Origin of the sequence: Reyranella sp. (assembly GCF_017305915.1) — a bacterium.
Taxonomy (GTDB): domain Bacteria; phylum Pseudomonadota; class Alphaproteobacteria; order Reyranellales; family Reyranellaceae; genus Reyranella.
Window position 1 is genome coordinate 47,537 of record NZ_JAFKJN010000019.1, and the last position, 22,393, is coordinate 69,929.

26 protein-coding genes are annotated in these 22,393 nt (G+C 67.7%); 11 read left to right on the forward strand and 15 right to left on the reverse strand.

Going from position 1 to position 22,393, the window contains the following annotated elements:
* Positions 1-58 precede the first annotated feature (58 nt).
* The 5 genes from J0J01_RS19305 to J0J01_RS19325 form a co-directional block, all read right to left on the reverse strand.
* Positions 59-778, reverse strand: a complete 720-nt coding sequence (locus J0J01_RS19305; protein WP_296383540.1) for an SDR family oxidoreductase — start codon at positions 776-778, stop codon at positions 59-61.
* Between the two features lie 105 nt (positions 779-883).
* A complete protein-coding gene (locus J0J01_RS19310; protein WP_296383541.1) occupies positions 884-1,672 on the reverse strand; it encodes an alpha/beta hydrolase in 789 nt (262 codons plus the stop codon).
* Between the two features lie 2 nt (positions 1,673-1,674).
* Entirely contained in the window at positions 1,675-2,970 is a 1,296-nt protein-coding gene (locus J0J01_RS19315; protein ID WP_296383542.1) for an O-acetylhomoserine aminocarboxypropyltransferase, read from the reverse strand.
* Between the two features lie 22 nt (positions 2,971-2,992).
* Positions 2,993-3,778 (reverse strand): 3-hydroxybutyrate dehydrogenase, encoded by a 786-nt coding sequence (locus tag J0J01_RS19320; RefSeq protein WP_296383544.1) that lies wholly within the window; start codon positions 3,776-3,778, stop codon positions 2,993-2,995.
* A gap of 3 nt (positions 3,779-3,781) precedes the next feature.
* Positions 3,782-3,970 (reverse strand): DUF1192 domain-containing protein, encoded by a 189-nt coding sequence (locus J0J01_RS19325; RefSeq protein ID WP_296383546.1) that lies wholly within the window; start codon positions 3,968-3,970, stop codon positions 3,782-3,784.
* 99 nt (positions 3,971-4,069) lie between these two features.
* On the opposite strand from J0J01_RS19325, the gene J0J01_RS19330 reads away from it, so the two are divergent.
* Positions 4,070-5,059, forward strand: coding sequence for an NAD(P)H-quinone oxidoreductase (locus J0J01_RS19330; protein ID WP_296383547.1), 990 nt, complete (start codon positions 4,070-4,072; stop codon positions 5,057-5,059).
* Positions 5,060-5,130: 71 nt separating this feature from the next.
* Here the strand turns inward: J0J01_RS19330 and J0J01_RS19335 are convergent, their stop codons facing one another.
* The 3 genes from J0J01_RS19335 to J0J01_RS19345 form a co-directional block, all read right to left on the reverse strand.
* The gene (locus J0J01_RS19335) at positions 5,131-5,811 is read right to left on the reverse strand and encodes a cell cycle transcriptional regulator TrcR (RefSeq protein WP_296383549.1); all 681 of its coding nucleotides are present in this window, start codon (positions 5,809-5,811) and stop codon (positions 5,131-5,133) included.
* A 243-nt stretch (positions 5,812-6,054) separates the two neighbouring features.
* The gene (locus J0J01_RS19340) at positions 6,055-6,993 is read right to left on the reverse strand and encodes an OmpA family protein (protein ID WP_296383551.1); all 939 of its coding nucleotides are present in this window, start codon (positions 6,991-6,993) and stop codon (positions 6,055-6,057) included.
* Positions 6,994-7,191: 198 nt separating this feature from the next.
* On the reverse strand, positions 7,192-7,536 hold the full coding sequence (locus J0J01_RS19345) for a hypothetical protein (RefSeq protein WP_296383553.1): 345 nt from the start codon (positions 7,534-7,536) through the stop codon (positions 7,192-7,194).
* Between the two features lie 141 nt (positions 7,537-7,677).
* On the opposite strand from J0J01_RS19345, the gene J0J01_RS19350 reads away from it, so the two are divergent.
* Positions 7,678-8,469: an enoyl-CoA hydratase-related protein gene (locus tag J0J01_RS19350; RefSeq protein ID WP_296383555.1), complete on the forward strand. Its 792-nt coding sequence runs from the start codon at positions 7,678-7,680 to the stop codon at positions 8,467-8,469.
* Between the two features lie 10 nt (positions 8,470-8,479).
* Here the strand turns inward: J0J01_RS19350 and J0J01_RS19355 are convergent, their stop codons facing one another.
* Positions 8,480-9,379, reverse strand: a complete 900-nt coding sequence (locus J0J01_RS19355) for an MBL fold metallo-hydrolase (RefSeq protein WP_296383557.1) — start codon at positions 9,377-9,379, stop codon at positions 8,480-8,482.
* A gap of 102 nt (positions 9,380-9,481) precedes the next feature.
* Here J0J01_RS19355 and J0J01_RS19360 point away from each other — a divergent pair, with 102 nt between their 5' ends.
* Both J0J01_RS19360 and J0J01_RS19365 read left to right on the forward strand, forming a co-directional pair.
* The gene (locus tag J0J01_RS19360; RefSeq protein ID WP_296383559.1) at positions 9,482-9,766 is read left to right on the forward strand and encodes a type II toxin-antitoxin system RelE/ParE family toxin; all 285 of its coding nucleotides are present in this window, start codon (positions 9,482-9,484) and stop codon (positions 9,764-9,766) included.
* Positions 9,738-10,070: a HigA family addiction module antitoxin gene (locus J0J01_RS19365; RefSeq protein ID WP_296383561.1), complete on the forward strand. Its 333-nt coding sequence runs from the start codon at positions 9,738-9,740 to the stop codon at positions 10,068-10,070. The genes J0J01_RS19360 and J0J01_RS19365 overlap by 29 nt, the downstream gene beginning before the upstream one ends.
* Before the next feature lie 11 nt (positions 10,071-10,081).
* Here J0J01_RS19365 and J0J01_RS19370 read toward each other — a convergent pair whose 3' ends face one another.
* Together J0J01_RS19370 and J0J01_RS19375 are read right to left on the reverse strand one after the other, a co-directional pair.
* On the reverse strand, positions 10,082-10,525 hold the full coding sequence (locus J0J01_RS19370; RefSeq protein WP_296383562.1) for a hypothetical protein: 444 nt from the start codon (positions 10,523-10,525) through the stop codon (positions 10,082-10,084).
* A 14-nt stretch (positions 10,526-10,539) separates the two neighbouring features.
* Entirely contained in the window at positions 10,540-10,869 is a 330-nt protein-coding gene (locus tag J0J01_RS19375) for a hypothetical protein (protein ID WP_296383564.1), read from the reverse strand.
* Between the two features lie 162 nt (positions 10,870-11,031).
* Here J0J01_RS19375 and J0J01_RS19380 point away from each other — a divergent pair, with 162 nt between their 5' ends.
* The 3 genes from J0J01_RS19380 (at position 11,032) to J0J01_RS19390 (ending at position 13,257) form a co-directional block, all read left to right on the forward strand.
* Positions 11,032-11,349 (forward strand): hypothetical protein, encoded by a 318-nt coding sequence (locus J0J01_RS19380; RefSeq protein WP_296383565.1) that lies wholly within the window; start codon positions 11,032-11,034, stop codon positions 11,347-11,349.
* Positions 11,350-11,366: 17 nt separating this feature from the next.
* Entirely contained in the window at positions 11,367-11,687 is a 321-nt protein-coding gene (locus tag J0J01_RS19385) for a hypothetical protein (protein ID WP_296383567.1), read from the forward strand.
* Positions 11,688-11,964: 277 nt separating this feature from the next.
* Complete coding sequence (locus J0J01_RS19390; protein ID WP_296383569.1) at positions 11,965-13,257, forward strand: adenylosuccinate synthase; 1,293 nt, start codon at positions 11,965-11,967, stop codon at positions 13,255-13,257.
* Positions 13,258-13,307: 50 nt separating this feature from the next.
* On the opposite strand, the gene J0J01_RS19395 is transcribed toward J0J01_RS19390, so the two are convergent.
* Entirely contained in the window at positions 13,308-14,378 is a 1,071-nt protein-coding gene (locus tag J0J01_RS19395) for an amidohydrolase family protein (protein WP_296383571.1), read from the reverse strand.
* Positions 14,379-14,385: 7 nt separating this feature from the next.
* Positions 14,386-15,357 (reverse strand): tripartite tricarboxylate transporter substrate-binding protein, encoded by a 972-nt coding sequence (locus J0J01_RS19400; protein WP_296383572.1) that lies wholly within the window; start codon positions 15,355-15,357, stop codon positions 14,386-14,388.
* Between the two features lie 159 nt (positions 15,358-15,516).
* Here J0J01_RS19400 and J0J01_RS19405 point away from each other — a divergent pair, with 159 nt between their 5' ends.
* The gene (locus J0J01_RS19405; RefSeq protein ID WP_296383791.1) at positions 15,517-16,962 is read left to right on the forward strand and encodes a protein adenylyltransferase SelO; all 1,446 of its coding nucleotides are present in this window, start codon (positions 15,517-15,519) and stop codon (positions 16,960-16,962) included.
* A 49-nt stretch (positions 16,963-17,011) separates the two neighbouring features.
* Here J0J01_RS19405 and J0J01_RS19410 read toward each other — a convergent pair whose 3' ends face one another.
* Complete coding sequence (locus J0J01_RS19410) at positions 17,012-18,691, reverse strand: hypothetical protein (RefSeq protein WP_296383574.1); 1,680 nt, start codon at positions 18,689-18,691, stop codon at positions 17,012-17,014.
* 106 nt (positions 18,692-18,797) lie between these two features.
* On the opposite strand from J0J01_RS19410, the gene J0J01_RS19415 reads away from it, so the two are divergent.
* Genes J0J01_RS19415 through J0J01_RS19425 form a run of 3 tightly spaced genes read left to right on the forward strand, consistent with a single transcriptional unit; the run spans position 18,798 to position 21,378 of the window.
* The gene (locus J0J01_RS19415; RefSeq protein WP_296383576.1) at positions 18,798-19,616 is read left to right on the forward strand and encodes an ABC transporter ATP-binding protein; all 819 of its coding nucleotides are present in this window, start codon (positions 18,798-18,800) and stop codon (positions 19,614-19,616) included.
* The gene (locus J0J01_RS19420) at positions 19,616-20,371 is read left to right on the forward strand and encodes an ABC transporter permease (RefSeq protein ID WP_296383577.1); all 756 of its coding nucleotides are present in this window, start codon (positions 19,616-19,618) and stop codon (positions 20,369-20,371) included. Before J0J01_RS19415 ends, J0J01_RS19420 begins: the two co-directional genes overlap by 1 nt.
* 11 nt (positions 20,372-20,382) lie before the next feature.
* Positions 20,383-21,378, forward strand: a complete 996-nt coding sequence (locus tag J0J01_RS19425; RefSeq protein ID WP_296383579.1) for an NrtA/SsuA/CpmA family ABC transporter substrate-binding protein — start codon at positions 20,383-20,385, stop codon at positions 21,376-21,378.
* Between the two features lie 122 nt (positions 21,379-21,500).
* Here J0J01_RS19425 and J0J01_RS19430 read toward each other — a convergent pair whose 3' ends face one another.
* Positions 21,501-22,385: an alpha/beta hydrolase gene (locus J0J01_RS19430; RefSeq protein WP_296383582.1), complete on the reverse strand. Its 885-nt coding sequence runs from the start codon at positions 22,383-22,385 to the stop codon at positions 21,501-21,503.
* Positions 22,386-22,393: the final 8 nt, after the last annotated feature.

Sequence of the window (22,393 nt, forward strand, 5' to 3'; positions counted from 1 at the left end):
GCGACCTTGTAGCCCGGCGGCAGCGTTTGGACGTTCATTGGTTTCCTCCGTCGTTTGGCTAGGTGAGGTTGAGCCCACCGTCGGCGATGACGATTTCCCCGGTAACGTAGTCGTTGGCGATCAAGGCGGCCACCAGATCGGCGATGTCCTCGGGCCTGGCGGGCCGGCGCATCGGCGCGCGGGTGTTCCAGGTTTCCAGCAAGTCCGGCCAGTTGGCCGTCATCGGCGTCTCGACCAGCCCGGGCGCCACCGCGTTGACCCGGACATCGGGGGCAAGGGCCAGCGCCAGCAGCTTGGTCACGTGGTGCAGCGCCGCCTTCGAGGCGGCGTAGGGGATCGACGAGCCCTTGGGCCGCGCGCCGGCATGGGTGCCGATATTGACGATGGAGCCCTTGGTCTGGCGCAGCGCAGCTTCGGCCTCGGCGACCAGGAGGAAGGGCGAGATCAGGTTGACGTCGAGCATCTGGCGCCACAGCGCCGGCGTCGCCGCCTTGAGGTCGGCATGCGGGATGCGGATCGACAGGCCGGCATTGTTGACCAGCACGTCGAGCCGTCCGTGCCGGTCGAGCACCGAGGCGGCCAGCGCGCGGGTCGCTGCTTCATCGGCGAGATCGGCCTGATGGTAGCTGCCGTTCAGCTCCTTGGCCATCGCCTGCCCGGTCTCGGCGGAACGGGCGGAATGCAGCGCGACGATGTAGCCGTCCTTCACGAGACGCCGCGCGATCGCCGCGCCGATGCCCGAGGTCGAGCCGGTGACGAGCGCGACTTTGCTGGTCATGGCTTCTGTCGTCCTGAGCGTCGCGAAGGACCTAAGGGCGATTGCCCACAGCGTCCCGCTTGAAGCGCCATGAGGTCCTTCGCTTCGCTCAGGACGACAGGACCGTCACACATAGGCCTTCAACGCATCCAGCGTTTCGTCGGGGCGCTCGATCATCATGAAGTGGCCGCAGTTCGGGACGACGACGCCGACCGCGCCCTTGATCGCGGCGGTCAGCACCTTGCCCTTGGGCAGCGGCGTCATGAGATCGCCGTCGCCCAGCACGGCCACGGTCGGGCACTTCACGCTGGCGGCGCGCGCCAGCGCGTCCTTGTAGGCGTTGCAGGCGGCGAGATCGGTGTAGATGACGTCCGCCTTGTTGCCCGACAGCACCGCCAGCGATTCGCGGCGCAGCCACAGGCCGGGCGCGGTCATGCCGCCCTTGTGCAGCGCATTGCCGATGCCCCAGAAGGTCATCAGCTCCTGCACCTTCAGCGTGTTGGCCTTCGCCGATTCGAGCATCTCGGGATGCACCGGCATCTCCGAGGCGACGCCGCACAGGCCGAGCGCCCGAACCTTGCCGCCGTGACGCGCCGCGCAGTCGAGCGCCACCAGCGCACCCATCGAATGGCCGACCAGCGCCGCGCTCTTCACGCCGGCTTCGTCGATCAGCTTCGCCGTCCAGTCGGCCATCGCGGCAATGCTGTCGAGCGGCGCACCCTCCGACCAGCCATGGCCCGGGAAGTCGACGGCCAGCACGCTGCGGCCGTGATGGGCGAACCAGCGGGTCTGCAGGCGCCAGGTGGTGCGGTCGAAACCCGCGCCATGGAGGAAGATCATGGCAGGCCTGGCCGGATCGAAATGCGTGCCGCCGGTGGTGGCGAACACGGCATGGCCGTCGATGCTGAGCTTCATCGTCAGGCCCTCTGCGACGCGCGCAGCGCCGTGCCGAGATCGTCGAGCAAATCCTCGGGATCTTCGAGACCGACCGACAGCCGGATCATGCCCTCGCCGATGCCCGCCGCCGTCAGCGCCTCGGCGTCGAGCTGGGCGTGCGTGGTCGAGGCCGGATGGATCACCAGCGACTTGGCGTCGCCGACATTGGCGAGATGCGAGAACAGCTTCAGCCGCTCGATGAAGCGACGGCCCGCCTCGCGCCCGCCCTTGATGTCGAAGGAGAAGATCGAGCCGGTGCCCTTGGGTAGCAGCTTCTTCGCCAGCGCGTGGTCGGGATGGTCGGGCAGCTCCGGCGAGGCGATGCGCTCGACCGCCGGGTTCTTCCTCAGGAAGTCGATCACCGTGCGCGCGTTCTCGACGTGCCTGGCGACGCGCAGCGGCAGGGTCTCGAGGCCCTGCAGCAGGTAGAAGGCGTTCTGCGGCGCGAGGCACGAGCCGAAGTCGCGCACGCCCTCGGCGCGGGCGCGCATGATGAAGGCCTGCGGGCCGAACTCCTCGGTGAAGTCGATGCCGTGATAGCCGGCATAGGGCTCGGTCAGCGTCGGGAACTTGCCCGAGCGCTCCCAGTCGAAGCGGCCTGAATCGACGATCACGCCGCCGATCGCCACGCCATGGCCGCCGATGAACTTGGTCGCCGAATGGAAGACGATGTCGGCGCCGAGCGTCAGCGGCCGGCACAGCACCGGCGAGGCGAAGGTGTTGTCGATCATCAGCGGAATTTTCGCCGCATGGGCGATCTCGCCGATCGCCGGGATGTCGAGCACCTCGCCGCCGGGATTGCCGATCGTCTCGCCCAGCACCAGCCGCGTCGCCGGCGTGATGGCCTTGGCGAAGCCGTCATGGTCGCGCGGGTTGACGAAGGTCGTGGTGATGCCGAAGCGCGGCAGGGTCAGCGCCAGCATGTTGCGCGTGCCGCCATAGAGCGAGGTCGACGCGACGATGTGCCCGCCCTGCCCCATCAGGGTCGCGATCGCGATATGCAGCGCCGCCTGGCCGCTCGACACGCCCAGCGCGCCCGATCCCTCTTCGAGTGCCGCCACGCGCTCCTCGAACACTGCGACGGTCGGGTTGGAGATGCGGCTGTAGATGTGGCCGCCGACCTCGAGGTTGAACAGGCTCGCGGCGTGGTCGACGTCGCGGAACACGTACGACGTCGTCTGGTAGATCGGCACGGCGCGCGCGCCGGTGGCCGGATCGGGATGCTGGCCCGCATGCAGGGCCAGCGTGTCGGGCTTGAGGAACTTAGGCTCGGCCATGTTGATCCCTTGCGGGCTCTCCCTACTGCGCGGTCCAGCCGCCGTCGGAGACGAGCTGCGCGCCTTGCATGTTGGAAGCGGTGTCGGAAGCGAGGAACAGCGCCAGCCCCGCGATCTGCTCGGGGGTGGTGAATTGGAGCTGCGGCTGCTTCTCGGCCAGCAGGTTGCGCCGCGCCTGGTCGACCGGAATGCCCTGCTCCCTGGCGCGCGCCTCGATCTGCGCCTGCACCAGCGGCGTCAGCACCCAGCCGGGGCAGATCGCGTTGCAGGTCACGCCGGTGTCGGCGCATTCCATGCCGACCACCTTGGTCAGGCCGACGATGCCGTGCTTGGCCGCGACGTAGGCCACCTTCTGCGCCGAGGCGACGAGGCCGTGCGTGCTGGCGATGTTGATGATGCGGCCCCACTTGGCCGCCTTCATGACCGGCAGCGCGTGGTGGATGGCGTAGAAGGTCGCGCTGAGGTTGATGGCGATGATCGCCTCCCACTTCTCGGGCGGGAAGTTCTCGATCGGCGCGACGTGCTGGATGCCGGCGTTGTTCACCAGGATGTCGACGCTGCCGAAAGACGCCTGGGTCTTGGCGACGAGGTCGGCGATCTCGGCCGGCTTGGTCATGTCGGCGCCGTGATAGGCGACCTTCACGCTGCACGTCTTCGCCAGCCCGGCGCGCTGCGCCTCGATCGCCGCCTTGTCGCCGAAGCCGTTGAGCATGACGTTGCAGCCCTGCGCGGCGAACGCCTCGGCAATGGCTTTCCCGATGCCGCTCGTCGAACCCGTGACGATGGCGGCCTTACCCTCGAGCGACATGGACTACCTCTTGAAGAACGACGCGGCGGCCGAGGCGTGGCTCTGCTTGGCCTTGATCTTGGCCTCGACCCGCTCGATCTCGGCCGTCAACGTCGCGACGTACTCCCTGAGATCCTCGATGTTCATGTCGTCGAGGTTCAGGGGCTTCTTCTTGGCGTTGCGGGGATCGAGATCGTCTGTTTCGAAGGCCATGGCGTGGCTCCACGGAAGCGGCTAATTGAGACCTACCATCGCCTCCCATTAAGCGCTATGGCCGCTCGCGGCCATAGTCGCGACTCCGAAAGGCCAAGCATGAGCGCGCTTCCCGCAACCATGATGTGCGTCGAGATCTCGAAGCCTGGCGGGCCGGAAGTGCTGGTGCCGGCGACGCGTCCGGTGCCGAAGCCCGCGGCCGGCGAGGTCCTGATCAAGGTCGCCGCGACCGGCGTGAACCGGCCCGACCTGGCGCAGCGCGCCGGCACCTATCCGCCGCCGCCGGGCGCCTCGGACCTGCCCGGCCTCGAAGCGGCGGGCACGATCGCCGCGCTGGGCGAGGGCGTGACCGAATGGAAAATCGGTGACGCGGTGTGCGCGCTGACGCCGGGCGGCTCCTACGCCGAATACTGCACGGTGCCCGCGCCGCAGTGCCTGCCGCTGCCCAGGGGCTACGACATGCTGCAGGCCGCGGCGCTGCCGGAGAACTACTTCACCGTCTGGCACAATCTCTTCGAGCGCGGCCAGCTCAAGGCGGGCGAATCGGTGCTGATCCATGGCGGCGCGAGCGGCATCGGCACGACCGCGATCCAGCTCGCCAAGGCGTTCGGCGCCACGGTCTTCACCACGGTGCGCAACGCGCAGAAGGCGGAGGCCGTCACCAGGCTCGGCGCCACGGCGATCCTCTACAAGGACAACGACTGGGCGGCCGAGGTGAAGACGCTCGCCGACAAGGTCGACGTGGTTCTCGACATGGTGGCGGGCGACTACCTGCCGAAGAACCTGGCCCTGCTGAAGCCGGACGGCCGCTGCGTGGTGATCGCGCTGCTGGGCGGCGCGAAGGCCGAGGTCAGCGCCGCGCTCGTGATGGTGAACCGGCTCACCCTCACCGGCTCGACGCTGCGGCCGCAGAGCATCGCCAGCAAGGCGCGCATGGCGCAAGGCCTGAAGGAGAAGGTGTGGCCGTTGCTCGAGGCCGGCACCATCCGTCCGATCATCCACAAGACCTTCGCGCTCAAGGACGCGGCATCAGCGCATGCCGAGCTCGAGCGCGCCGACCATGTCGGCAAGGTGATGCTGGCGGTTTGATTCTTTTGGACCGCGAGCTTCCAGCTCGCTCATGATTCATGAGCGCGCAGGATGCGCGCGGTCCAATGAGACTAATGCCGGTGCTCGTCGTGTTCGTCGTGCTCGTCGTCGTGCTGATCGACTTCGGGCTGATCGGCCTCCGACGGATCGACCGCTTCGGCCGGCTCAGCCGCAGGCGCGGGCTCGCCGGCGGCGGCGGCCGACTTCTTGCGCGCCGCGTCCTCGCGGGCGGCCTTGCGGCGCGCCTTGTCGACCGCGTCGTTGAGATCCTTCAGCGTGCACAAACCGAGCGTCACCGGATCGCGCGGCCGCACGTTCTGCATGTTCCAGTGGGTACGGTCTCGTACCGACTGCACCGTGCTCTTGGTCGAGCCGACCAGCTTGGCGACCTGGCTGTCCTGCAGCTCGGGATGGACCTTGAGCAGCCAGGCAATGGCGTCCGGCCGGTCCTGGCGCTTGGCGACCGGGGTGTAGCGCGGGCCCTTGGAGCGGGCGATGGGTTCCGGCACGTCGCGCGGGCTGAGCTTCAGCCGGGCATTGGCGTCGCCCTCGGCGCGCTTGATCTCTTCCTTGGTGAGCTGGCCGTTGACCGTCGGGTCGAGCCCGGTCATGCCGCCGGCCACCTCGCCGTCCGCGATCGCCTGGATTTCGAGCGGATGCAGGCCGGTGAAGGCCGAAATCTGGTCGAATGTCAGCGTCGTGTTCTCGACCAGCCAGACGGCGGTCGCCTTGGGCATCAGCACTTGCGGCATATGATTCTCCTAGAGCACATTCGGTCCGGCTCAGCCGGACGGAATGTGTCCTCTCTCAACACTATCGTCCGTGCGCGCGTTTCCGACCAGATGGAGCCGCAAACGGCTCCATCTGGTCGGAAACCGCTCTAGGCCCGGATATAGAGGCGGGTCAGCCCCCCGCCAACCCGAAAAGCGGGCCTGAAAACAACGAAACGGCCGGGTTGCCCCGGCCGTCTCGCGAAACTGACGTTTCGATAGGTCTTACTGGAGCACGATCTCGACGCGGCGGTTCTGCGGCTCGCGCACGCCGTCGGCGGTCGGGACCAGCGGCTGGCTCTCGCCCTTGCCGACCACCGAGATCGCCGTCGCCGGCACGCCTTCGCGCACCAGGGCATCCTTGACCGCGTTGGCACGGCGCAGCGACAGCGCCATGTTGTAGTTCTCCGGACCCGACTTGTCGGTGTGGCCGGTCGCGGTGATGCGGGCGTTACCCGTGGTCTTGAAGGCGTTGGCCGCCTGCTTGATCGTGCTCAGCGCCTGGGCCGACAGGTTCGAGCGGTCCCAGTCGAAGAACACCATGAACGAGGTCGTCTTCACTTCCGGCGGCGGCGGCGGCGCGGCCGGGGCGGCCGGGCCGAACTTGATCTGCAGGCCGAGCATCACGCTGAAGTTGTTGTTGCTCCAGGTGGTGCCGCCGACGCTCGGGTTGGTCGTGCCGTAGTAGCGGCCGTCGAGGTTGATGCGGAAGTTGGTGTCGACGTTCCAGCCCAGGCCGATGATGCCCTGGTAGGCGAACTGGGTGCTGCCCAGCGACGAGTCGCCGTCGACGAAAGCGACGCCGGCGCCGGCGCCGACATACGGGGTGATCGTCGAGCCGGGCGCGAAGTCATAGAGCAGGTTGGCCAGGATGCCGAGCTGGCCGATCTGGTTGCTCACGGCGCGGCCGGGGAAGCCGACATTGTGCTGGTTGTTGCGGTAGACGCCTTCCAGCTCGACGCGCGGGCCGACGAAGTCGTAGCCGATCACGCCACCCGCCGCGAAGCCGGTCTGCGGGGTGATGCTGCTGCCGAGGATGGAGGTGTTGAGCAGCCAGTTCAGGCCGCCTTCCGCACCGACGTAGAAACCCGGCGCGGCAGTCTGCGCCTGGGCCATGACCGGCAGCGCCACCAAAGCAGCGGCGGCGAGCAATGCCTTCTTCATAAGATTGTTCCCCTCGAAAAGTCCTGATGAGCGACGGGCTGGGTGAGCGCCAGCCGCGAGGCATATAAACACCACCCTTGGTGCGGTGCAAGAAGCGCGGCGGATTCACGGCGGCGCTGTGGCCGCGAGGCAACAGTGCAGATTTCGCGGGCTTTTTCACACCGCGAGGTGCGAATTAGCCGCCCCACATCTTGTGCGCTAATTGGCGCCGCCGCGCGCGACAGGGATCGGAAACTTCAAGCCGAACACGCCGCCGCCCTCCTCGCGCCGGCCGAACACCTGCGGTCCCGGCAGGGACGGCGAGGCCGGCGCCTCGCTCGTGCCCAGTCCGCGCTGCGGCAACGGCACGTCGGGGTCGGACGGGCCGTTCTGCTCGCGCAGCAACTTACCCACAAGCTCGGCGCCCGACGGCTCCGGCGCCTTCACGGCAGCAGACGGCGCGGCCGGACGCTTGGTGTCGGCGGCGAAGGCAGGCTGGCAGAGAACGGGGAGCGCGACCGCGGCGAGGAGTACCGCGACGACACGAGAACCAACAAACGACATAGGGACCACGAACATACGAGGGGTGTGTTTTCGTCAGGCCGTTCTTCCCCTCGGCAGTTGTTCAGGTATCAGGCATTTGGTTCCTTTGTGGGGCGGTGCCTGCGATAAACCGCCGCTGACAGCAACACAGAGGGAACATCCATGGGCGAGTACAGCAAGGTCGAGACCGACGGCCGCCTGATGATCGTCACCATCAACCGGCCGGAGGTCTACAACGCCTGCCATCCCATGGCGAACCAGGAGCTGGTCGACGCGTTCGACGAGTTCCATGCCAATCCGGAGCTGTGGGTCGCGATCATCACCGGCGCGGGCGACAAGGCGTTCTGCGCCGGCAACGACCTCAAGTACCACGCCGAGATCCAGAAGAAGACCGGCAAGCGCCCGGTGCATCCGGCCAAGGGCTTCGGCGGCCTCGCCAACCGCTTCGACCTCGAGAAGCCGGTGATCGCCGCGGTCAACGGCGTCGCCATGGGCGGCGGCTTCGAGATCGCGCTCGCCGCCGACATCATCGTCGCCTCGGACAAGGCGACCTTCGCCCTGCCCGAGCCCAAGGTCGGCCTCGCCGCCGGCGCCGGCGGCATGCAGCGGCTCAGCCGCATGATCCCGCTGAAGAAGGCGATGGGCATGCTGCTGACCGGCCGGCACGTGCCGGCGCAGGAAGGCTACGAGCTGGGCTTCGTCACCCAGGTGGTGCCGCACGCCGAGCTGATGACGGCGGCCAGGAAGTGGGCCGGCGATATCCTCGCTTGCTCGCCGATGTCGGTGCGCGCCACCAAGCAGACGGTGATGCGCTCGCTCGACGTGCCGACGCTCGAGGTCGCGATGCACAACCTCCACTATCCGGCGTTCGTCGCGATGACCCGGAGCGAGGACACGGTCGAAGGCCCGCGTGCCTTCGCCGAGAAACGCAAGCCGAACTGGAAGGGCCGCTAGGCCCTTCCCCTCAACGCCCTCTGGCGTTGTCGTAGTCCCAGTCCAGCTCGAAGCGGTCGCCCTTGGCCTTGACGTAGGCGGCGTGCGGCGGCGCGAAGTGCGCCGGCATCAAAAGCGCGCCCTGCTCGACGCAATCGCCGAGCAGGGTGTTGCGGCTCCTGGCGGCGAGCGCGCGATCCTCGCAGAAGCGGCTGTTCCACTTCCACAGCGGCACCTGCACCGGATTGTGCAGGGCGTCGCCGGCGAAGATCGCGCGCTTGCCGCGTGACTCCAGATCGAGCCGGATCTGTCCCGGCGTGTGGCCGGGCGCCGGCTTGATCTTGAAGCAGCCGCACATCGCGTGCTCGCCCGAGACGAACTCGGCCATCTTCGCCTCGACGATCGGCAGCACCGAATCGTTGTAGGTGTTGACCTGGTATTCCTCGGTGTCGGGCTTCTTCGCCGCCGCGGCCCAATGATCGTGGTCGGTGGTCGACATCACGTACTTGGCGTTGGGGAAGGTCGGCACCCACTTGCCGTTCTCGAGCCTGGTGTTCCAGCCGACGTGATCGACATGCAGGTGCGTGCACATCACGAAGTCGATCTCCTCGGGCTGCACGCCGGCCTCGCGCAGGCGGTCGAGATACCTGGTGTCGAGCATGTCGAAGCGCGGCATGCCGGGGCGCGGCTTGTGGTTGCCGCTGCAGGCGTCGATCAGCACGGTGTACTTGCCGGTGCGCACCAGCCAGGAATGGATCGAGGCGAGCAGCCGCCCGCTCTCCGGGATGTAGTAGCTCGGCGCCAGCCAATGCTGCTCGGCGGCGAAGGTCTCCGCGTCGAACTCGGGAAAGAAGTCCTTGGCCGGAAAGCCCGGCCCCATCTGCTCCTCGATGCGCGTGACTCGAACGTCGCCGATGTGACGGTCCTGCATGGGGTTTCCTCGATCTGGCTTTGCACCATCATGGCGAACAAACCTCGGCGCGAGCAACAGCAGACTTGACTGCTGTACTATGACGCTATACGTTATAGACGCTTGATCATAGGCTTCCGCGATACCGAGACGGCGCGCATCTGGCATGGCGAAGGAAGCCGACGGTTGCCGTCGGACATCCAGAACGTGGCACTGCGCAAGCTGCGCATTCTCAACGCGGCACTAGAGCTCACCGACCTGCGCGTGCCGCCGGGCAATCGACTGGAATCTTTGCGAGGTAATCGTGCCGGACAGCACAGCATCCGGATCAACGACCAGTGGCGGATCTGCTTCGTCTGGACCGCCGGAGGACCACAGGATGTCGAAATCGTCGACTACCATCGTTAGGCGCCCTGCAAAGGCGGGAGTGCTCCACAACCCGCATCCCGGCGAGATCCTCGTCGAGGAATTCATGAAGCCGATGGGCATCAGCCAGAACGCATTGGCCCGTGCGATCGGCGTGCCGCCGCGCCGCATCAACGAGATCGTCCAGGGCAAGCGGGCCGTTACGGCCGACACCGATCTTCGCCTGGCTCGCTATTTCGGGATGTCCGACGGGTTCTTCATCCGACTTCAGGCCGACCACGAACTGATGGAGCGCCGGCGCCAGATTGCGGGCGAGCTCAAGACCATCCAGCCGCGGGCGGCTTAGCGCTGTCCCGGCTAGAGTCGTTTCTCCCAGTGCACGAAGCCCACTCTACCCAATCGGCCGAGGCCGGACAGCGTCGTGGTGGGCGTCGGCGCGTAGGGTCGATAGCCCTCGGCGATCAGGTTGCGCATCGAGGCGGCGCCGTCGGCGTCGGTGTAGGTGACGGCAAGCGTGAGCCCCTGCGCGCGCATCTCGGCCTCGCGCAGGCGTAGCATCGGTCGTTGCAGGCCGCGGCCGCGCCACCCGGGCAGCACGCCGCCGCGATAGTGGAAGCCGACCGCGACGCCGTCGTGCTCGACCGGCTTCCAGGCGCAGTAGCACGCGGGCGCCGCGCCGTCCCAGCCGATCTGCCAGCGTGCGCCGGCGAAGACGGGCGGCGCATCGACCGGAAAGCAGAGCGCATCGAGGCGCGCGATCAGCGCCTCGTCTTCCGGCGATGCGGGGCGGAAATCGATCACGCCGGCAGTAGACTCTAGTAGTAGCCCTCGCGGTAGCCCTGCCGCAGGTAGCCGGTGCGCAGCAACTGGACGGCGAGATAGCCGTGCACCGCGAACACCAGCGCCGCCAGGAAGAAGCCGACGATCGTCGTGACCTCGGCCGAGGGGCTGGCGAACGCCATCAGCACGATCATGGTCCCGCCGACCGTGAACACGAGCCCCGAGATCGGGATCATCACCAGAGCCAGGCCAAGGAACCCCTTGGCGAGAAGGTAAACCGGGCCCAGCAGGGCACCCCAAGCGTAGCCCCAACCGCCCAGAACCTGCGTATCCCCGGTCTGTCGATGCTCCAGGACGAACGTCAATCCACCACCCTTCCCACCTCTTCCATTAGAGGGGGTGAGCGGAACGAATGCGAGCCCAAAGTGAGACCACGCACGAACGCTGCAAAGATTTGATCGCCCCTGGACCGTTGGAACAGCCGTCCCTCTCGACCGTTTGCTAGGCAACGCATCAAGGAGGCGTCCATGACATGGCGCACGATCCTTGCGGCCGTCTCGGCCGTGGCCTTCACCTCGAGTGTGACGAGCGTGAGCTGGGCGCAGTCGAAGGACGAGGACCCGAACCAGAGCGTACCGCAGAAGATCCGCGATCGGCTGGCGGCCGATGGCTATCAGGACGTCAAGGTGGCGCCCGGCTCCTACGTCGTCAGCGCCAAGGACAAGAACGGCCAGCGCGTGATGATGCTGATCGGGCCGACCTCGACGACGATGATGAAGGGGCCCGACAACCCGTCGACCGCACAGGTCCCCGACAACAGCAAGGACGAGATCATCCAGCAGTAGCCCGGGGGTTTCCGATCGTGGCCCGCCCCCTCCTCTTGCCGGCGCTGACGGCGATTGCCCTGGCGCTCACCGCCTTGCCAGCGGCAGCGACCCCGACCCCGACCCCTGCCGAGGACGACGCCGACGGCCAGTCGATGCCGGACAAGATCCGGGAGAAGCTGAGCCAGGACGGCTACAAGGACATCACGGTGCTGCCGACCTCCTACGTGGTCAGCGCGACCGACAAGGACGGCAAGCCGGCGCTGCTGCTGATCAACCCCGCCTCGGCGACGACGCTGCAGGAAGCGCCATCGACCGCCGAAAGCCCACCCGCCAAGAACGAGCGGGTCCAACAGTAGCGATCAGCGACCTTGCGGAGCGGCCGCCGTCTGGATCGGCCGCTCGCCCGACATCCGGGGGCACCTGCAGGCCGCTATGGGTGGTCTTGCCGGGCAACTGGGCCGCGCCCTGGAACCTGAATATGCGATGCTAACGCCGCAGGCCAAACGCACGTTCCGGCGAGGCTTTTCCCTTCGTCGGGCCTGCGATGCGTGCTAAGGGAACTCACGCCTCCCGGCCCCCGCTCCCCTTTTTGGGCGGTGAAACGGGGGGCGTTCGCATGTTCAGGGAAATGCAATGGCCAACGTGGCAGTGATCGGCGCCCAGTGGGGCGACGAGGGCAAGGGCAAGATCGTGGACTGGCTGAGCGAGCGCGCCGAGGTCGTGGTGCGCTTCCAGGGCGGCCACAATGCCGGCCATACGCTGGTCATCGGCAACCAGACCTACAAGCTCGCGCTGCTGCCCTCGGGCGTGGTGCGCAAGGGCAAGCTGTCGATCATCGGCAACGGCGTGGTGGTCGATCCCTGGCACTTCCTCGAGGAGGTGAAGAAGGTGAGCGGCCAGGGCGTCGCGGTGACGCCCGAGAACCTCAAGATCGCCAATCACGCGGTGTTGATCCTGCCGCTGCATCGCGACCTCGACGGCTGGCGCGAGGATGCCCCGGGCATCATCAAGATCGGCACGACGCGGCGCGGCATCGGCCCGGCCTACGAGGACAAGGTCGGCCGCCGCGCCATCCGCGTCGGCGATCTCGGTGAGCCCGACATGCTGCCGGCCAAGGTCGCGACGCTCCTCGCCCACCACAATCCGCTGCGCCACGGCCTGGGCAAGCCGCCGGTCGATGCGACGCAGCTCACCAAGGACCTGCTGGCGTTGGCGCCGCAGATCCTGCCCTTCGCCGAGGACGTGTGGGAGCGGCTCGACGCTCTGCGCGCGGCGGGCAAGCGCATCCTGTTCGAGGGCGCGCAGGCCACCATGCTCGACATCGACCACGGCACCTATCCGTTCGTCACCTCGTCCAACACCGTGGCGGCGCAGGCGATGATCGGCTCGGGCCTGGGCAACGGCGCGGTCGGCTATGTGCTGGGCATCGCCAAGGCCTACACCACGCGGGTCGGCGACGGCCCCTTCCCGACCGAGCTCAAGGACGACATCGGACAATTGCTGGGCGATCGCGGCAACGAATTCGGCACCAACACCGGCCGGCGCCGGCGCTGCGGCTGGTTCGACGCGGTGATGGTGCGCCAGGCGGTGAAGCTGAACGGCATCGACGGCATCGCGCTCACCAAGCTCGACGTGCTGGACGGGCTGGACGAGATCAAGGTCTGCGTCGGCTACGAGCTCGACGGCAAGCGCATCGAGCGCTTCCCCTTCACCATGGGCGCGCAGGCCAAGATCAAGCCGATCTGGGAAATCTTCGAGGGCTGGCAGGAGAGCACCAAGGGCGCGCGCGCCTACGGCGAGCTGCCGGCGACCTGCATCAAGTACGTCCGCCGCGTCGAGGAGCTGGTCGGCTGCCCGGTGGCGCTGCTGTCGACCTCGCCGGAGCGCGAGGACACGATCCTGATGACCGATCCGTTTCGCGACTGATGTCTTCTGCTGGGGGCGCGCCACTCCAGTGGCGCGCCCCCAGCGTAAGATTAGAGATCGACAGCCAGCGCCTCCGGCAGGCGGTCGAGCTTGTAGACGCGCATGGCGGTGCCGCTGAACAGAGCCGTCTTCTCCGCCGCGCTGGCGCCCGATGCGAGACGCTTGAGCGCGTTCCACAGTACCGGGTAGCTGCACATCCCTTTGTCGACCGGGAAGTTGCTCTCGAACATGCAGCGTCCGACGCCAAACGCCTCGATGCAGGTCTCGACGTAGGGCTGCCAGGTCTTCGCCAGTTCCTCGGAGCCCGGCGGCTTGGGCCGGCGGTGGAAGTCGAAGCCGGTGACGTACATGGTGAGGCCGCCCAGCTTGACCACTGTGTTGGGCAGCGCGGCTAGCTCGGCGATGCGCCTCTTCCACTCGGGAAAGACCTCGGCGTGCTTGCCGAGGAAGGGGCCGATGCCGAGCGGTCCGCCGACGTGGTCGACCACGACGGTCAGCTCCGGCACGGCGCGGGCGAGCGCGATCACGTGCGGCAACTGCGTGTGATAGGCCCACACATCGAGCGGCAGGCCGTGGCGCGCGAGACGCCGCGCGCCGTCGTGGAAGGCGGGATGCTCCAGCGGTCCCGGCGGCGGCGACACCAGGTTCGACGTCACCTCCGGCGAGCGATGCCAGGCGGTGCGATTGCGGACGCCGCAGAATCGCCCGCCGGCGATCGCCTCGTGCGCCTCGAGCAGCGGATCGACCTTGTCGCCGAGCATGAGGTCGACCATGCCGATGATACCGGCGCAGGCGCGCGTCTTGCCATGCCGGCCGCTCGCGCTTACCGCCGCGACGCCGGTGACGAACTCGGTCTCGCCCAGCGACTGCTCTGCCTGCGGTCCGCCCGCGCGATACATCTCGCCGCACTGCACGAAGATCGTGGCGCGGATGTCGTGGCCGCTGCTCGTGTCGGCCAGCAGCTCCGGCAACAGGTACGAGCCTTGCGCGCGCTGCCACAGATGGTGATGCGGATCGACGATCGGCAGGCCGGGCTCGAGGATCGGCTCCTCGGTCAGCTCGAGCCAGTCCTCGCGCACGATGATCTGGCGGCCATGGCCCAGCAGGGGATCGTCAGCCATCTCGTCCTCACTCGATGCGGATGTTGGCCGCCTTCACCATGTCGGCGAAGAAGGCGATCTGGGTTTCGCGGAAGGCGCCGAACTCGGCCGGCGTGTTGGGCCGCGTCAGCGCCCCCAGCTCGGCCAGCCGCGCCGCTGTCGCCGGCGCACTGAACACGGTGTTCATCTCCGCGTTCAGCTTCTTGATTAGACCGGGATCGGTGCCGGCCGGGGCGAACACGCCGTTCCACTCCCAGGTCTCGAAGCCCGGCAGCACCTCGGCGATGCCCGCGATACCCGGCAGCACCTCGATCGGCTGGGGTCCGGTGTGCGCCATGCAGGTGACTTCCTTGGCCGAGCGCAGCGCCACCGTGCCCGGCACGTTGCCGAACTGCAGCGGAATGCGGCCGGCGAACAGATCGTTCCGCACCGCGCCCATCTCCTTGTACGGCACGTGATTGATCTTGATGCCGGCGCGCTGGTTCAAGAGCTCGAGCGAGACGTGCTGCACCGTGCCGATGCCGGTCGAGGCGCAATCGAGTCCGCCCGGCTTGCTCCTGGCGAGCGCGATCAGCTCCGGGATGGTCCTGGCCTCGAACGAGGCGTTGCGGTTCAGCGTGTTGGGGGTCTGCATCGACAGGAATATCGGCAACAGGTCGCGCTGCGTGTCGTAAGGCAGCTTGCCGGCGAACAGCGACGGGTTCACCGAATGCGCGGTGGCGTCGTAGAGCAGCGTGTAGCCGTCGGCCGGCGCCCGCGCCACGATCTGCGCGGCGATCGTGCCGGCGGCACCCGGCTTGTTGTCGACGGTGAAGGTCTGCCCGATCTTCTCGCCCAGCGCCTGGCACAGGATGCGGCAGACGACATCGGCCGTGCCGCCGGGGCTGTAGGCATTGACCATGCGGACGGCACGATTGGGATAGGTCTGTGCCCGCGCGACGGCCGGTGCCGCCAGTGCAGCGGTCAGCACCGTGCGGCGCCCGATCAGGATTGGGGACATGGTCGTTCCTCCGCTTGATGGCGAAAAAGTCTGCAGGCACCCTACTTTTTCCGGCAAGCGCTATCGGCCGTGACGGCCTGCTGATCGAAACGCCGCGGCGGTGCGGTCGCGTCCCTTCCGTAGCGCGGTCGCACGACCTACATTCAGGGCATGGACACGATCGTCTCGCCCTGGCCGCTGGACAACAGCTATGCCCGCCTGCCCGACCGCTTCTATGCGCGGCTGCCGCCGACGCCGGTCGCGACGCCGAGGCTGGTGAAGCTCAACCTGGCGCTGGCGCGGCAGCTCGGGCTCGATCCCGAGGCGCTCGCCTCACCGGAAGGCGTGGCGATGTTGGCCGGCAACCACTTGCCCGAGGGTGCCGACCCGATCGCGACAGCCTATGCCGGCCATCAGTTCGGCAACTTCGTGCCGCAGCTCGGCGATGGCCGCGCGCTGCTGCTGGGCGAGGTGATCGACACGACCGGCGTGCGCCGCGACATCCAGCTCAAGGGCGCCGGCCAGACGCCGTTCTCGCGCCGCGGCGACGGCCGCGCTGCGCTCGGGCCGGTGCTGCGCGAATACCTCATCAGCGAGGCGATGCATGCGCTCGGCGTGCCGACCACGCGCTCGCTCGCCGCGGTGACGACCGGCGAGCCGGTCTATCGCGAGACCGTGCTGCCCGGCGCGGTGCTGACCCGCGTCGCGTCGAGTCACATCCGCGTCGGCACCTTCCAGTTCTTCGCGGCGCGCGGCGACGTCGAGGGCGTGAAGCTGCTCGCCGACCACGTCATCGCGCGCCACTACCCCGATGCCACCGGCTATCGCGACCTCTATGAAAAGGTGATCGCGCGCCAGGCGGCGCTGGTCGCGCAATGGCTGTGCATCGGCTTCATCCACGGCGTGATGAACACCGACAACGTCTCGATCGCCGGCGAGACCATCGACTACGGGCCGTGCGCCTTCATGGACACCTATCATCCCGAGACGGTGTTCAGCTCGATCGACCAGTACGGCCGCTACGCCTACGCCAAGCAGCCGCAGATCGGCGGCTGGAACATGGCGCGGCTGGGCGAGGCGCTGATGTCGCTGTTCGCTGCGGACGCCGACGAGGCGCTGAAGCTCGCCAACGAATCGCTGGCGACCTGGAATGTGCAGTTCGGCCGCGCGCTGATCGCGGGGCTGCGGCGCAAGCTCGGCCTGTTCACCGAGCAGGACAGCGACGGCGAGCTGGCGCAAACCTTCTTCAACGTGCTGGCCGACAACGGCATCGACTTCACCCAGGCCTTCCGCCGGCTGGGCGAGGGCACCGCGCGCGGCCTGTTCGAGGAGCCGACAGCGTTCGATGCCTGGGAGCAGCGCTGGCGCCAGCGCATCGCCCAGGAGCCGCAGGACGGGGCGACGCGCCGCGAGGCCATGCGCTTGGCCAATCCGATCTACATACCGCGCAACCACAAGGTCGAGGCCGCGCTCGGCGCCGCGACCGAGCGCGACGACTACGGGCCGTTCGAGGAGCTGCTCACGGTGCTCGCCAAGCCGTTCGAGGAACGGGCGGAATTCGCCGCCTACGCCCTGCCGCCCAGTGAGGAGGAGCAGCGGAACTTCCGAACGTTTTGTGGGACCTGATACCTGCTCCGTCGGAGCGGCACTTCAGCGACAGCAGGATGCGAGGACATCAGCGGCGGCTGTAGAGCAGCCAGCTTCGGTTCTCGGCGTGCACCGGAAAATTCCCGGCGATGTAGGATCGATAGCGCTCGAACGCGGCACGGGTCACGGCGCGATAGGTCGGGAACTTCGGCACCATGACATGGGCCGCGTCCCCCAGCGCTTCCTCGGCCGAGCGCCACGGGAAGCTCAGGTCGAGCCACAGCGCCCCGCCGCGCGGCGGCGGACGGCGCAGCACGAACGACAGCGGATTGACCTGGTCGAGCACGACGATCGCGCTGTCGCGGCGGGCCGGATCGTCGAACAGCGCCGCCGCATCCAGCAGCGACTGGGCATATTCGTACTGTGAGACCTCCTCCTCGCCGACCCCGCTGGCGCGGATCGCGCTGAACACGTCGTGCTCGCGGCCGGGACGGGCCCGCATGTCCTGGATCAGCGATCCACCGCTCCTCGGCACCGACAGGCCTTCGAGCGCCGTGCCCTTCTCGAAGGTGAACAGCGTCGTGCTGTGGACGGCCTCGACCGCATAGCCCGCGAGGCTCACCGACTGCTTGAGGACGCTGGCGGCCGGCAGCACCAGAAGCGCCAGCAGCATCCAGTTCGACACCGGCCGGCGGGCGGTCGCGGGATCGCCGCGGAACCGATCGTAGAGCAGCAGCGCGACCGCGGTCGAAAGGACGAGCCCGCGCTCCTGGGTGTTCTGCAGCAGCACGCCGCAGGCGATGGCCATCAGCAGCACCGTCGCCAGCGGCAGGCCGACCGGCGCCCGGCCCGAGCGCCACAGCCAGGCGGCCATCAGCACCCCGATCGCCAGCAGGCAGAGTTCCGGGAGGTTGGCGAACAGCAGGATGACGACGCCGACCGGATCGGTGTTCGCCGCGCCGCTGCCGAGAGTGGCGAAGATGTCGGCCAGGTACGGCGCATTCGGGGGCGCCAGGGCATGCGCCACCACCAGGCCGCCCGCCCCGATCCAGCGCAGCGCCCGCCGCTGGATCGGCGGCGCGATGATCAGGGCGGCGGCGAGCTCCGCCAGCCCGGCCGCGAAATAGGTGATCTTGAGATGGAACAGCGCCAGCAGGAGCAGCGCGCCAGTCACGGTGTCGAGCCAGCCCGCCTCCGGCACGCCGCGCGGCGGCAGGAACAGGATCACGCTCAGCACGGTGAGCGCGCTCCAGCCCATCGCGTTGTAGGCCATGGCGAAGGTGAAGAAATGGACGTGATCGCCGACATTGACCGGCTTCAGCACCAGCAGGCAGGCGAAGCTGACGAACAGCACGCCGGGCAGCAGCGGCAGGCGCCGCCGCACCGCGACCAGGGCGGCGGCGAACAGGCCGGCAACGGCCAGCAGCTCGCCGACGATGAAGGCCCGCGGCGACACCCCGACCAGCTCGAAGCCGATCGCGGTCAGCAGGAAGTTCAGCGCGCCCAGCGGATCGTGGAAATCGACATGGGGCACGTGCCCGTTGCGCAGATGCCAGGCGCCCTCGAGGTTGAACAGCAGGTCCCACGTCATCTCGCGCGACACCATGCGGTCGGGCAAGGCCAGCAGGCAGGCGCCGACGGTGACGATCGCGCCGGCGATCAGGGCGACGGCGGCCGTCGATTCACGGTCGAGGACGGCCTGTCCGATTCGCGCAACGACAACCGGCCGGAATCGGGCTTTGGCGATGTCGCTGATTGTAAACCCCACTCGCACCCGGCCCCTTCTTAGCGGAGCGACTTCAGAGCGTCTAGCGAACCTGCGGTGCCTGTGATTCTTCTGGACCGCGAGGCAGCCCGTCCCGCATGAATGCGCCATGGCGCTCGTTCAACTCGCTGAGGTCAGCAAGGTCTACCGCTCGCTCCAGGGCAGCGATTACGTCGCGGTGCGCGACTTCTCGCTCGACATCGAGGCCGGCGAGTTCTTCTGCCTGCTGGGCACCAGCGGCTGCGGCAAGACGACCGTGCTCAACATGGTGGCGGGCTTCGAGCCGGTCAGCACCGGCGCCATCCGCATCAACGGCCATCCGATCGCCGGCCCCGCCGCCGACCGCGGCGTGGTCTTCCAGGGCGACGATTCGCTCTACGGCTGGCTCTCCGCGCTGGGCAATGTCGAATTCGGCCTGCGCATGCGCGGCGTGCCGCGCACCGAACGCGAGGAGAAGGCGCACCATTATCTCGAGCTGGTCGGTCTGAAGGGCCAGGACCACAAGCATCCGTCGGAGCTCTCGGGCGGCATGAAGCAGCGCATCCAGATCGCGCGCGTGCTGGCCAACGAGCCGCAGATGCTGCTGATGGACGAGCCGTTCGCGGCACTCGACGCCCATACCCGCGCCGACATGCAGCGCGAGCTGAAGCGCATCTGCAGCGCCACAAAGAAGACCGTGCTGTTCATCACCCACGACATCGACGAGGCGATCATCCTCGCCGACCGCATCGGCGTGATGCATGCCGGCCCCGCCTCCAAGCTCAAGGGCATCGTGGCGGTGACGCTGTCGGAGGCCGAGCGCGAGCGCACCCACGACCGCTTCCTCGAGGTCTATCGCCAGGTCCACGAGATGATCCGCGACGAGGTCGCGATCTCGCTAGGGCGAAATCGCGACGAGGTCGCGAATTCGCGTATGCGGGCCCACTGATGAACCTGCGCGGAGTCGGCACCTACATCCTGGGCTTCGCCAGCCTGTTCCTGATCTGGCATGTCTGCTCGACGTGGATCATCCCCTCGGTGCTGTTCCCGACGCCGTGGAAGGTGATCCTGAAGGGGATCGAATTGGCCGAGGACGGCACCCTGTGGGAGCAGGCCTCCGCCAGCCTCGCCCGCATTGCCTCGGGTTTCGTCCTCGGCTCGGCGATCGGCATCCCAATCGGGCTCGCCATCGGCTCCTTCCCGATCGTGCGCCGGCTGCTCGAGCCCTACACAGAGTTCCTGCGTTTCATCCCAGCCACCGCGCTGATCACCGTGGCGGTGATCTGGTTCGGCATCGGCGAGACCTCGAAGGTCTTCCTGATCACCTACACCACGGTGTTCATCGTCATCATCAACACCGCGGCCGGCGTGAGCGCGGTGGCGCCCAACAAGATCCGCGCCGCGCGGTCGCTCGGCGCCGGCCCGTTCCAGGTCTTCTTCTTCGTCGGCCTGCCCGCCACCGTGCCCTACATCCTGACCGGCATGCGCCTTGCGATGGCCAACTCGTTCGTGACCATCATCGCGGCCGAGCTCGTTGCCGCCAACAACGGCCTCGGCAAGATGATCTGGGATTCGCGGCTGTACATGCTGGTCGACCAGATCTTCGTGGCGCTGGTCGTGCTGGGCTTCCTGGGTTTCTTCGCCGACCGGCTGTTTCGCTGGGGCATCTACGCGTTCGCCGGCCGCTTCTCGCCGGTCACATGAGGGAGGGGATCATGCGCAGAAGGACTCTGTTGGCCAAGGGCGCGGCAAGTGCGGCGCTCGCCTCCGTTTCGCTCGGGGCAGTATCGCGGAATGCGGGGGCCCAGACGCTCACCAAGATGACGATCGCGACCGGCGTCGATCCGGCGTTCTCGCAGTTCTACGTCGCCAAGGAAGGCGGCCTGTTCGAGAAGAACGGCCTCGACGTCACCATCAACACCGGCCCGTCGGGCTCGGCGATGGTGCCGTTCCTGGTCAACAACCAGGTCAACGCGGCCTACGGCTCGGACCTCGCGGGCGTGATCAACCACCAGGTCGACCAGAACATCGTCGCGGTCGCCGACGGCACCTATCTCTCCAAGTGGCTGAACGTGGTCGGCCGCAACGTCGACAGCGTCGAGGGACTCAAGGGCAAGAAAGTCGGCATCGCCATGGGCACCGGCAGCGAGATCTTCTGGCGCCGCGTGGTCGAGAAGCGCGGCTACAAGGTGTCCGACTTCACCATGGTGAACGTCGAGGCGCCGGAGATGCTGGCCGCCACCGAACGCGGCGACATCGACGGCTTCGCGGTGTGGGAGCCGTGGCCGACCCGCACCCTGCAGGCGGTCAAGGGCACCAAGATCCTGCAGACCGCCGAGGGCATCTACAACAACATCAACTTCGTCTACATGAACCGCGGCTGGATCGACCAGAACAGGGCGACCGCCGAGAAGTTCATGCGCGCCCTGATCGAGGCCAACGACCTGATCGGCAAGGACCGGCCGGCGGCGATCAAGATGGTGTCGAAGTTCCTCAAGATGCCGCCCGAGCTCACCACCGAGCTGATGCCCAAGGTCGAGTACGACATGGACTGGCAGCCGCGCTCGATCGATTCGATCCAGGTCGCCGAGAAGCAGCTCGCCGACCAGAAGAAGCTCAAGGCGCCGCTCGACTACGCCAAGTACTGCTACATGGACCTGGTGAAGGCGGTGCGGCCCGAGAACATCAAGGTCAAGGAGCTGCCGAAATAACGCTTCCTCCCCCGTCCTACGGGGGAGATGGCCCGAAGGGCCGGAGGGGGAAGGCCCCAACGGCGATGCCTTTTGCCTTCCCCCCTCCCTGCCTCCCCCGTATGACGGGGGAGGTGAAAGAGTCAGCGACTCGGCGGGATCAGCGTGTAGCTCTTCTCCTCGCGGGCCGGCCAGCGGTCGGTCTCGACGGCGTGCAGGAAGTCCTGCACCGCCGCATTGAAGGCGGCCGGCTCCTCGAGGTTGATGGTGTGGCCGCACTTCGGCAGCTCGAGCACGCCCGAGCGCGGCACGTGCTTCTTGAGATGCACCGCGAGGCTGTGGGTCGAGTCGTCCTCGTCGCCGATCACCACCAGCATCGGCTCGGCGATCTTCGCGAGCGCCTCGGTGCGCTCGAAGAACGGCACGCGCGAGCCCTGAACGCCGCGCATGGTCATGGCATGGCCCACGGCCGACCCGTCGGCGAACTGCTGCTTGAACTCGGCCCAGCCGCGCGGGTCCTTGGTGCGGTAGGTGCCGCGCGCCGAGCTGGTGCAGTAGAGCTCGGCCATCGCCGGCATGCCCTCGGTCTCGATGCGCCGCGCGAAGCCCTCGCACTCCTCCTTGAAGCGCTTCTTGGCTTCGGGATCGACGCTGCCGCCGCCGCCGCCCGCCGCGATCACCAAGGCTGTCGCCTTGCCGGGATGGCGGATCGCGAACTCGATGCCGGCCGTGGCGCCCATCGACAGGCCGCAGAGATGCGCTTTGTCGATCTTCAGCGCCGTCATCAGGTCGGCGCAGTCGTCGGCGGCGCGCGCCTGGCTGTACATCGCAACGTCACCCGGCACGTCCGACGGCGGCCAGCCGCGCGCGGCGTAGGTGATGACGCGGTAGCGCCGCGAGAAGTAGCGGACCTGCGGCTCCCAGCTCAGGTAGTGGCCGCCGAACTCGTGCAGGAAGATCAGCGGCGCGCCGCTGCCCGTCTCCTCGTAGTAGAGGCTGACGCCGTCGGAGGTTTTGATGTGCGGCATGGCCCTCT